3 protein-coding genes are annotated in these 1,116 nt (G+C 58.6%); all 3 read right to left on the bottom strand.

Translation table 11 applies throughout. The annotated features are described in order from the left end of the window. Positions 1–155: 155 nt before the first annotated feature. From FE811_RS26945 to FE811_RS26955, 3 genes are read right to left on the bottom strand one after another with little or no spacing between them, the layout of a single operon-like run. Positions 156–458, bottom strand: coding sequence for a type II toxin-antitoxin system RelE/ParE family toxin (locus FE811_RS26945; RefSeq protein WP_116171358.1), 303 nt, complete (start codon positions 456–458; stop codon positions 156–158). Then, positions 448–693 (bottom strand): type II toxin-antitoxin system Phd/YefM family antitoxin, encoded by a 246-nt coding sequence (locus FE811_RS26950; protein WP_140849580.1) that lies wholly within the window; start codon positions 691–693, stop codon positions 448–450. Before FE811_RS26950 ends, FE811_RS26945 begins: the two co-directional genes overlap by 11 nt. Before the next feature lie 21 nt (positions 694–714). Next, complete coding sequence (locus FE811_RS26955) at positions 715–1,011, bottom strand: hypothetical protein (RefSeq protein WP_140849582.1); 297 nt, start codon at positions 1,009–1,011, stop codon at positions 715–717. Positions 1,012–1,116: the final 105 nt, after the last annotated feature.

Here is a 1,116-nt window from a genome sequence, read left to right on the forward strand (position 1 = left end):
GCGTTCTGGCTTGCCAGGGCGACGGCGACGGCGAACACCAGGAACAGGGCAAAGAAAAAGCCGCCCCGAGGGGGCGGCCACGCTGCGCCTGGTCTGATGATCCTGCGTGGATCCTCCCGAAACTATCTGCCGCTTTTCAAGGTCCAGAATGGACGTCAGCTTTTGGGTCGATCATCGCGCCGTGCGCTTGCAGCTTTATACACCTCGCTTCGTTCGCGACGACCAACTGCGACCACAGTGACGGTAATTTCTGCATTCTCCACGCGATAGACGAGTCGGTAGCCGGCGCTGCGGAGCTTGATCTTGTAATGATCTTCCAGACCATGCAGCGCATCAGCAGGAACACGGGGCTGCTCCAGACGTTCGGCCAGCTTCTTCCGAAACTGCTCCCGAAGCGTGGCACCGAGCTTTTTCCACTCCTTCAGTGCGGATGGCAGGAACTTAAGCTCAAAGGTCATCGAGGCCCACGCTGATCGGCGTTTCATCCGCCCGGGCCTTAATGACATCGACAAGCGCCAGGTCGTCCAGCCGCTCCATCATCGCCTCGTAAACATCGGCCGGGACCATGTAGGCCATGACGCGATTGTGGTTCAGCACGGCGACGGCCTCGCCGTGCGCCTGGTCCATGATCGCGGTCGGGCTTTTCTTCAGGTCAGAAACGCTGACCGCGATCTGGGCTTCAACACGTTGCATGTTCGATCTCCACAAGGTCATTCATTGAGCGATGAGCAGGCTGACCGAGGCAGCGATCAAGGACAGCAAGACCACCCCTATTTGCCATCTCGGTAATTCGGCGAGCACATCGTCCGGCAGCCAGCTATCCGGAGCGAAGCGCACCAGCATTTCCAGTGCGATCTGGGCGAGGACGCCCACGATCAGCGCCGCATTCGCCGCGCACCCCAGGATCGAGTCAAACCTCCAGCCGTCAGTATACGTCAGGCGAAGGATGGCGAATGCTCCAAGAGCGAACAGCGCGAGCTTTGCTAGCGCACCTTTTTCAGAATCCGTCATATCAAGCCTCTTTTCATGCTAAAATAAATACCATATTTGGCACTAAATGCAACACGGAAATGCCCTGCTTCTGGCCATGCAGCGGGCCCGGCGCGGCCTTAGCGC

Source organism: Paracoccus sp. FO-3, assembly GCF_006386455.1.
Lineage (GTDB): Bacteria > Pseudomonadota > Alphaproteobacteria > Rhodobacterales > Rhodobacteraceae > Paracoccus > Paracoccus versutus.

Excerpts from the sequence above, each read along its gene's own strand:
- FE811_RS26945 (WP_116171358.1), bottom strand. The coding sequence starts at position 458 with ATGACCTTTGAGCTTAAGTTCCTGCCATCCGCACTGAAGGAGTGGAAA.
- FE811_RS26950 (WP_140849580.1), bottom strand. The coding sequence starts at position 693 with ATGCAACGTGTTGAAGCCCAGATCGCGGTCAGCGTTTCTGACCTGAAG.
- FE811_RS26955 (WP_140849582.1), bottom strand. The coding sequence starts at position 1,011 with ATGACGGATTCTGAAAAAGGTGCGCTAGCAAAGCTCGCGCTGTTCGCT.